Consider the following 8,710-nt stretch of genomic DNA (forward strand, 5'->3'; position numbering starts at 1 on the left):
GTACTCGGCGGCGGATGGGTGCGGGGCGGAGTTACGCTTTTGGGGGGAGAGCCGGGTGTAGGCAAGTCGACGCTGTTGCTTCAGGTCTGCGCCGAAATGGCAAAAAACGGCAACAGGGTCCTCTACATATCAGGCGAGGAATCCTCAGGGCAGCTGGCGCTTCGCGGACGCAGGCTCGGCCTTCTTGCCGACGGCCTTGACCTCCTCTGCGAGAATGGGCTTGCCGCGTCGCTCGAAGCTGCGGAGGGCTACGGTTTTATGGTCGTCGACAGCGTACAGGCTTTCCGCGCAGATCCGGAAAACGGCTGGGCGGGCTCCCCCAACCAGGTCAGAGGGGTTGCCGCAATGGCGGTTGAAGTTGCAAAGCGCTGCCAGATGCCGACGGTCCTTGTAGGACACATAACAAAACAGGGGCAGATAGCAGGACCGAAGCTGCTCGAGCACATGGTGGACGTCGTCCTTCTCTTCTCCGGCGAACAGAACTCACCGAACAGGCTGCTCCGCGCGGAGAAAAACCGCTTCGGCAGCACAGAAGAGCTCGGCATATTCGAGATGTCGGACAAAGGCCTCTCGGCCGTACTTGACCCAAGCAGGCTGTACTGGAACGGTACGGACCTGGGAAGCTCCGGCGTCGCAATATCTGTTGTGCTGGAGGGCTCCCGTTCGCTTGCAGCCGAGATACAGGCTCTGGCATGCACAACGCCATTCCCCTACCCGCGCCGCACCGCACGTGGCATAGAGACCAACAGGCTCCAGCTGCTGCTTGCCGTGCTCGAACGAAGGTGCGGCATCCCTTCGCGCACCAGCGATGTCTACCTGAACGTAGCGGGAGGGCTGTCTCTGAGCGACCCTGCCTCCGACCTTGCGATATGCGCGTCGCTGGCCTCCGCTCTCACAGATAAGGCGCTTCCGTCCGATGTCTGTTTCATCGGGGAAGTGGGCCTCGCGGGAGAAGTCCGACCGGCGGCAAGGACGCTCATGAGGCTCAGGGAGGTCGCCAGGCTCGGCTTCAAACGTGCGGTCATCAGCAGAAGGACCCCAAAAGAGGATGCTCCGCTCGGGGTATTAAGAGTCGCTTCGCTCAACGAAGTGATGGATATTTTTTTGAGATGATGGTGAAGCGGCAGTCAAACAATGGTCAAATTCTGTTATCACCTTACTTTGATCCGTATCCAATGAAACTGCCGCATAATGTATAAAACTGTATCGTTTTCTGCGCCTCCGGTTATATCTGATATGTTATGATGTCCGCAGCAGATACGGATGCAGCGGGCGTTCTCGGGCAAAATGATTCTATAGGCCTATACTCATCGTCAGAATTACTTGTATAATCACAACAAGCGGGAAATGACAACAGGATCGCTTGAAATAAGACCTTTGACAACCTGGACCCCAAATAGCTTGGACTTCTGCGAAGACCCTTGACGGCAAGAGAGGAGGTGTACGACAACCCCGGCCAATAAAGGAGAGCAGGATGATAAGGCAGATGGAAACGCAAAAGGGAAGCGGCGGCAGGAAAGAGGAAACTTTGGAGACTTGTTTCTGTTAGCTGACAGCCCCTCGCGCAGGATATCTGCGATATAAAAAACTAAAAAACAACCAAGGGGGTTGTACATTATGATGAAGAAATTTTTGGCAGTACTTGCAGTAGCAGCGCTGGTAGCCTTTGCGGCGCCGGCATTCGCGGCAAATCCGTTTATGGATGTGCCCGCGGGCCACTGGGCATACGACGCGGTAGCACAGCTCGCGGCAGACGGCGTAGTATCAGGTTATCCTGATGGAGCATTCAAGGGCGCGCAGCCCGCGACCCGTTATGAGGTAGCCTCGGTGGTAGCCCGCGCACTCGCGACGATCGACATGGAGAAGGCAAGCAAGCAGGACGTCGAAATGCTGAAGAAGCTCGTCATGGAATTCAAGGATGAGCTCGACGCACTCGGCGTGAAGGTCGACAAGATCGACAAGCGCGTGGCAGTCCTCGAAGACGGCGTCGGCGGATGGAAGATTCGCGGCCAGTTCCGCTTCGACGCGAAATTTGCTGACTCCGATAATGATGTCTATCAATACAATGGTACCGGCAACAAGAACGAGTTCAGCAAAGAGCGCTTCCGTCTGTACCTCACAAAGACCATTGATGAGAACACAAGCTTCTACGCCCAGTACCGTACGGGCGGAGATTCATCGGGACGTATGGGCAGAGCATGGGGAGATATCAATGACGGCGGCCGCTGGTCACATCTTTATGTTGACACAAAGCTTCCTTATGACGTCGCGTTCCGCGTCGGGCGTTTTGCCGTCGACTTTGAAGATGACTACGGCTTCTACATCGACAACGATGCAGTCTTCGGAGACTTCCGTGTTGACGGCTTCCGCTTCAAGAAGGACTGGGGCATGATGAGCGCCACTGCTGTCGTCGGACGTAACGATAATGCATCGGATACAATTGATCCCCTTGACGTTATGACATATGCTCTCGACCTTCATTTCCAGCCCAGCGAGAAGTTCTTCGGCGGAGTCACAGGATACTGGATGCAGGAAGATGGCAACGGCACCGTAGGCGATTTGGATGTCAACACATACGCGGCCTATGCGGCATTCAGCTTCACGCCGAACATCGCGCTGAAGGGCATGTACTACTTCCAGGATCTCGGCGACGACATCCCGCAGGCTAACTCCGAAGACAGCCCGAATGCATGGAAGGCGATACTCGACATCAAACAGGATGCGCTTAAGTTCACCTCCCTGTGGGTTGAGTACAGCGAGCAGGACAATACCTTCTGGGACTCCCTGCTTGACCGTTACTCGATTGCAGGAAGCCAGGCCGACTATGTTGCTCAGAACTTTACAAGGAACGGCGGGACAAGCAAATGGATCTTCGCCAAGGCGGAGCAGAAATGGAATGATAAGTTCAGCACATTCCTCCGTTATGCCAATATAGATTTTGATACGGCGAACTTGGACGATGCAACAGAGTTTGGCGGGGGTATAGGTTACCAGTACACTCCGGCAATTTACTTCGAGCTCTGCTATGACCAGGTCGACCACGGCGACAGCCGTACAGGTAACAATGGTGGATTTACTGATACGGAAAGCGTGATCCGCTTCCGTACGGACGTAAACTTCTAGTCTCCAAATCGATGCAGTTGAGCGGAGCCCCGATCGGGGCTCCGTTTTTTTACGCCTTTATACGTTTTTTTATTTACTGCGCAGCGGTTATCCTGTGGAAGTTTTGGTATAATGGCCTGATATAATTATCTGCCGGATATATTGAAAGGGGTAGTTTTACTGTGAAGAAAAGGATATCTGTCGTTCTTATGTTTGCGTTCCTGCTGGCTCTCGTCTCCGTAAGCTTTGCGGAGGCCGCGGCGTTTGACCAGGTCCTGCAGCGCTGGACCAAGAGCCGCAAAATTGTGGATCCTGACGGGGCAAATTTAGAGATCAGGGCGACCTACTATTCGGCTGAGTTCATCGAGGCCCTGATACAGAAGGAGGCTCAGGCGAATCTCTGGACGCAGCAGGAGGCCGATGATTATAAGTTCAACTTTCTCGGGGCCCTCCGCCTGCAGGAGATGGTGCCGATACAGGTCGAATTCATCAACAACGGGCCCACGATGTATCTCGGGCCGTTTGACATAATGATCAAGCTTCGGATAGGGAATAAACAGTATAAACCGGTCGACTACGACAAGCGCTTCAACTTCAGGTTCCAGGGGAAAAAAGAGGGCCTCGTCTACTTCCCCCGTTATGATGAAAAGACCGGTAAGGACCTGCTTAAAGGCGTAAAAAACGTAAGGCTTGAGATCAGTCCGAACATAAGCCCGTTGACTGAAGGTTCGGATACGGTTTTTATGTGGGACATTGCAAACGACAATCCCGAGAAGCTCTACCAGGGCAAGACGGCGGCGCGCTTTGAGACGGACCGCCTCTTAAAACGCCTGGAGAAGCTGCGCAAGGACAAGGCGGACCAAGAAAAACAGCTTCAGGGGATAAACGATGAGATAAAGACTATCCAGGCCCGCCTCGATGAGCTGGCGAAGCAGCAGTAAAACGTATATGTAAGAAACGCATAAGAGCAGGGGGACGTCACATCCCTCTGCTCATTTTTTTTTGAAAAGATTGGATCCCGTCAAATGGGTACAAAAATGGCGGAGAGGAAGGGATTTGAACCCTTGGAACGGGGATAAGCCGTTCACTCACTTTCCAGGCGAGCGCCTTCGACCACTCAGCCACCTCTCCGCGTCGAACTGTTGCTATATGGTTGTATGCCGGTTTAAATTCTGGCGGAGAGGGTGGGATTTGAACCCACGTGACAGCTCAGCACCGCCAAGACGATTTCGAGTCGCCCGCCTTCGACCGCTCGGCCACCCCTCCGCAGGGGTAAACAAACTGACGGAGCGCATTATAGCTTATTCTGCCCTTTATGTCAAAAATTACGGCCGGAAGCAGCAGGTGATATCAGATCCTGCTTTAGCCGATACTTTCGTTTTTCTATGAAGAAATTCTGGAGTATCTCGGCACATTCCTTCCCCATCACGTCGGATGTCACTTTACATTTATGGCATATCCTGCGGTCCGCCGGTATGTTGTAGAGTGAGCCTGCCGCGCCTGCCCTGGGGTCTCTCGCTCCGTACACTATCCTGCCCATACGGCACTGGACCATCGCTCCGGCGCACATGGCGCACGGCTCCAGCGTAACATAGATGGTGCAGCCGTCGAAGCGCCAGCTCCTGAGTTTTTCGGCAGCGTCCGTCATTGCCGCCATCTCGGCGTGGCCAAACGGCGATCCGTCGACGGAGCGCCTGTTGTATCCTCTGCCAACTATCTCCCCGTCCTTCACTATCACCGCACCTATCGGGATCTCCCCGTATTTTAGCGCCGTCCGTGCCTCTTCAAGCGCCGCTTTCATGTATATTATGTCGTCCATTAGTGTGGCAGCTCCATTCGCGATGTGCTATAATTCCCCTGTTCGAGCCCTTGTGCCTGTAGCTCAGCTGGATAGAGTGTCGGCCTCCGAAGCCGAAGGTCTCGGGTTCAAATCCCGACAGGCACACCAACTATACCGGTATATGATATCATAATAGGGAGAGGCCTAAGAGTGTTTTTTGCAGGGGGCCCAGTCCCATGCGGCGGAAGCCCGTGAACCCCGTCAGGTCCGGAAGGAAGCAGCGGTAAGCGGTGTCTTTCGGGTGCCATGGGAGCGCTGGGTCCCCTGCAGAGGGCACTCTTTTTTATAGAGGGGCCGGACATTGTCAAATGTATCCAAACGGCGTTGGGATCAAGCGGCCGTTGTTGTTCGCGCGTAACAGCGCACATTATTTATGAATTTATATCCGTTTATCGCACAAAGCAGGAGAGTGAGACTTATGGATATGCAGCCGTCAGGGTATCTGCCGTTTCAAGTCGCGCCTCAGCCGGATGACGGGCTGATTTTTTCGCCTGCCTATATATTTCCGGTGGAGATCCTGGAGCGCGGCATCATGAGCCGTCCGAAGTATCTCTTCCAGACGGTCGTCGTCGACGGATATGACGGCAGGGCCACGCTTATTGAGAAAAGGGATCTTATCCCTGACGCTGAGTTCGTTCCCGGTGATGTGCGGAAGGAGTATCTGGATCTCAAAATAAGTCCCGATATCGCCCCGTACATTGCAGAATCAGGAGCGGTCCCGCCGGATTGCAGGAGCTGGCGCAGGGCTGTGAAGAACAGGAAGGTAATGGTACGTACGAACGGGATGAAACTGGTCTGGAGGGTCTATGCCGTTCGCGGAGGGGAAGTGCTTGACACATTCAGCGGTGAAGTTATCAATTCCGCGGGACTGTTGGGCATGCTTTTCGGCTAGGGATCCTTCGTTTGGAAGTTGCACATTCCAGACTATCCATGTTATACTAAAAAACGGTGTTAATACACACAGATGCGGACCATGAAAAGGTTGCCCGAAGGGGTCTTTTTGTGGTATGAAACATCTGGAGGAAAAAACATAGGAGGAATTCACATGGGAGTAGTAAGCATGAAGCAGCTGCTTGAGTGCGGTGTCCATTTCGGACACCAGACCAGGCGCTGGAACCCGAAGATGAAGCCATTCATCTTCACGGAGCGTAACGGGATCTACATCATCGACCTCCAGAAGACGGTCAAGGGGCTTGAGAAAGCGTATGATTTTGTGCGCGAAGTTTCGAAGTCCGGCGGGACTCTTCTGTTTGTAGGGACTAAGCGTCAGGCGCAGGATCCTATCCGCGATGAAGCTCTAAAGGCCGGACAGTATTACATAAACCAGCGCTGGCTGGGCGGCCTTCTCACCAATTTTGCGACGATCCGCCGGCGCGTGACGCGCATGGCCGAGCTTCAGGGGATGGAAGCGGACGGTTCTATCAACAAGTATCCCAAAAAAGAAATTATCAAGCTGCGCAAGGAACGTGAAAAACTGGAAAAGTATCTTTCAGGCATAAAGGATATGAAGGATATTCCCGACGCCCTGTTTATAATTGACCCGCGCCGCGAGACGATAGCAGTGCTTGAGGCCCGTAAGCTCGGTATTCCCGTTGTTGCGATAGTAGACACGAACTGCGATCCCGATGTCATCGACTACCCGATCCCCGGCAATGATGACGCGATCCGTGCCATTGAGCTCGTCGTCGGCCTTATGTCGAGCGCTTACATTGAGGGCCGCCAGGGACAGGACGCAAGGGCAGAAGAGCCGGAAGAGGAAGCAGCCGCAGCGGCTGAGGCCGCAGATGCGGAAATTCCCGTTATGCCTGAGCGGCTCGAGGCTTTTGTCGAAGAGAGCGATAAGATTATCACAAAGATAATCGAAGGGCAGAAGGGCTGGAAGGAGACCAACTAAAAATGGCAGATATTACGGCAGCACTTGTATCTGAGCTTCGCGCGCGCACTTCCGTCGGAATGATGGATTGCAAGAAGGCACTCGTCGAATGCGGCGGTGACATAGATAAGGCAGTCGACCATCTTCGCGAAAAAGGACTTGCCAAGGCGGCGAAAAAGGCAGATCGCAACGCGTCTCAGGGTATGATCTTCAGCTATATCCACAGCAACGCAAAGATCGGCGTGCTTCTGGAGCTGAACTGCGAGACTGACTTTGTCGCGCGCACTGATGAGTTCCAGACTCTGGGACACGAGATAGCATTGCATATAGCGGCGTCGAACCCGTCATACATAAAGCCGGAAGATGTCCCGGCGGAAGTTATCGAGCATGAGACAGAAATCATCAAGGCGCAGGCCCGGGAAGAGGGCAAGCCCGAGAAGATGCTCGACAGGATAGCGGAAGGGCGCATCAACAAGTTTTACGAGGAGAATTGCCTTCTTGAGCAGAAGTACGTCCGTGACCCGGACAAAAAAATAAAGGACCTGCTGATCGAAAACATAGCGAAGATAGGCGAAAATATCGTGGTGCGCCGCTTCGCGCGTTTCATGATCGAGTCGTAGGAGAAGCAGTTTACAGATGGCGGGGGATTTTTCCCCCGCTTTTTTCTAGCTTTATATTTGCACTTTATACTTATCGGATCGGCTGAGGGGTGTGGATCAGGTGCAGCAGAAATATAAAAGGGTACTGCTCAAACTTTCCGGAGAGGTGCTTGCCGGCGAATTCCATTTTGGCCTGGACTATGATGCGATCAAGGATATCTGTGAGCAGATAGTAGAAGTCGCAAACGAAGGCGTCCAGATCTCTATGGTGGTAGGCGGAGGTAATATCATCCGGGGTTCTCAGACGGTAAGGGTGGAGAGGGCGCAGGCTGACTACATGGGAATGCTTGGCACGGTGATCAACGCTCTGGCCCTGCAGGATGCCCTTGAGAGGCTTGGGCAGCCTACGCGTGTGCAGTCCGCGATAGAGATGAGGCAGATAGCCGAGACCGTCATCAGGCGCCGCGCGATCCGCCACCTCGAAAAGGGACGTATAGTCATTTTCGCGGCAGGCACGGGCTCGCCTTATTTTTCGACAGATACGACCGCGGCTCTGAGGGCTTCTGAAATTGGTGCAGATTGCGTCTTGAAAGCTACGAAGGTCGATGGTATATATAGTATGGATCCTGCGAAATTTCCCGAGGCGGAGCGTATGGCGAAAATTTCGTACATGGACGCGCTCGGTATGCGTCTGCAGGTGATGGATGCGGCTGCTTTTTCTCTTTGTCAGGAGAACAATATTCCGATCATCGTCTTTGATGTGCTTAAGAAGGGGAACCTTCGCAGGCTTCTCATAGACGGGGAGGATATAGGTTCGATCGTAAGCAATTAACAGGCGTCTTTTATGAGACGTCAAATATGATAAACATAAGGAGTGATCTGCGTGCCTCAGAATTTGATCAAAGACCTCAAGACCCGCAGTGAAAAGACACTGGAATATCTCAAGGGGAACTTGCAGGGTATCCGTACAGGAAGGGCGCATCCCGCGCTGGTGGAAGACATTAAGGTCGAATACTTCGGTACTCCTACGCCTATCAGGAACATGGGGACTGTCAACGTGCCTGAGGCGAGGCAGATAGTGATCACACCGTGGGACAAGACGGCGATAAAGGCTATTGAGAAGGCTATACAGGCCTCTCAGCTTGGGATCAACCCCCAGAACGACGGGGAGTCCATCCGCCTCAACATGCCGGAGCTTACGCAGGCGCGCCGTGTCGAACTGTCCAAAATAGTCAGCAAGACCGCTGAGGAAGCTCGTATCGCTATACGCAATATACGCCGCGATGTGGTCGAAAG

Annotated in this window: 9 protein-coding genes, 3 tRNA genes and 1 other RNA gene; 10 read left to right on the forward strand and 3 right to left on the reverse strand. The window is 53.5% G+C overall.

Annotated features, from left to right (window positions below):
* The 3 genes from radA to LLF78_04125 all read left to right on the forward strand — a co-directional run.
* Positions 1-1,113, forward strand: a 1,113-nt coding sequence (gene radA / locus LLF78_04115; protein MCE5201680.1) for a DNA repair protein RadA, incomplete at its 5' end; no start/stop codon positions are given.
* Positions 1,114-1,620: 507 nt separating this feature from the next.
* Positions 1,621-3,123, forward strand: a complete 1,503-nt coding sequence (locus tag LLF78_04120) for an S-layer homology domain-containing protein (protein ID MCE5201681.1) — start codon at positions 1,621-1,623, stop codon at positions 3,121-3,123.
* Between the two features lie 161 nt (positions 3,124-3,284).
* Complete coding sequence (locus LLF78_04125) at positions 3,285-4,043, forward strand: hypothetical protein (protein MCE5201682.1); 759 nt, start codon at positions 3,285-3,287, stop codon at positions 4,041-4,043.
* Positions 4,044-4,140: 97 nt separating this feature from the next.
* Here LLF78_04125 and LLF78_04130 read toward each other — a convergent pair.
* The 3 genes from LLF78_04130 to tadA form a co-directional block, all read right to left on the reverse strand.
* Positions 4,141-4,233: transfer RNA gene (locus tag LLF78_04130), tRNA-Ser, on the reverse strand.
* A gap of 42 nt (positions 4,234-4,275) precedes the next feature.
* Positions 4,276-4,368, reverse strand: a tRNA-Ser gene (locus LLF78_04135).
* 52 nt (positions 4,369-4,420) lie between these two features.
* Positions 4,421-4,921, reverse strand: a complete 501-nt coding sequence (gene tadA / locus LLF78_04140) for a tRNA adenosine(34) deaminase TadA (GenBank protein MCE5201683.1) — start codon at positions 4,919-4,921, stop codon at positions 4,421-4,423.
* A gap of 52 nt (positions 4,922-4,973) precedes the next feature.
* On the opposite strand from tadA, the gene LLF78_04145 reads away from it, so the two are divergent.
* The 7 genes from LLF78_04145 to frr form a co-directional block, all read left to right on the forward strand.
* A tRNA-Arg gene (locus tag LLF78_04145) sits at positions 4,974-5,050 on the forward strand.
* A gap of 57 nt (positions 5,051-5,107) precedes the next feature.
* Positions 5,108-5,207: signal recognition particle sRNA small type (ffs, locus tag LLF78_04150), an RNA gene on the forward strand.
* 153 nt (positions 5,208-5,360) lie between these two features.
* Positions 5,361-5,834, forward strand: a complete 474-nt coding sequence (locus tag LLF78_04155) for a hypothetical protein (protein ID MCE5201684.1) — start codon at positions 5,361-5,363, stop codon at positions 5,832-5,834.
* A 153-nt stretch (positions 5,835-5,987) separates the two neighbouring features.
* Complete coding sequence (gene rpsB / locus LLF78_04160) at positions 5,988-6,836, forward strand: 30S ribosomal protein S2 (GenBank protein MCE5201685.1); 849 nt, start codon at positions 5,988-5,990, stop codon at positions 6,834-6,836.
* Between the two features lie 2 nt (positions 6,837-6,838).
* Positions 6,839-7,435 (forward strand): translation elongation factor Ts, encoded by a 597-nt coding sequence (gene tsf, locus LLF78_04165; GenBank protein MCE5201686.1) that lies wholly within the window; start codon positions 6,839-6,841, stop codon positions 7,433-7,435.
* 100 nt (positions 7,436-7,535) lie between these two features.
* The gene (pyrH, locus tag LLF78_04170; GenBank protein ID MCE5201687.1) at positions 7,536-8,246 is read left to right on the forward strand and encodes a UMP kinase; all 711 of its coding nucleotides are present in this window, start codon (positions 7,536-7,538) and stop codon (positions 8,244-8,246) included.
* 51 nt (positions 8,247-8,297) lie between these two features.
* Positions 8,298-8,710, forward strand: a 413-nt coding sequence (frr, locus tag LLF78_04175) for a ribosome recycling factor (GenBank protein MCE5201688.1), incomplete at its 3' end; no start/stop codon positions are given.

The sequence above is a fragment of the Synergistaceae bacterium genome (assembly GCA_021372895.1).
Classification (GTDB): Bacteria; Synergistota; Synergistia; order Synergistales; family Synergistaceae; genus JAJFTP01.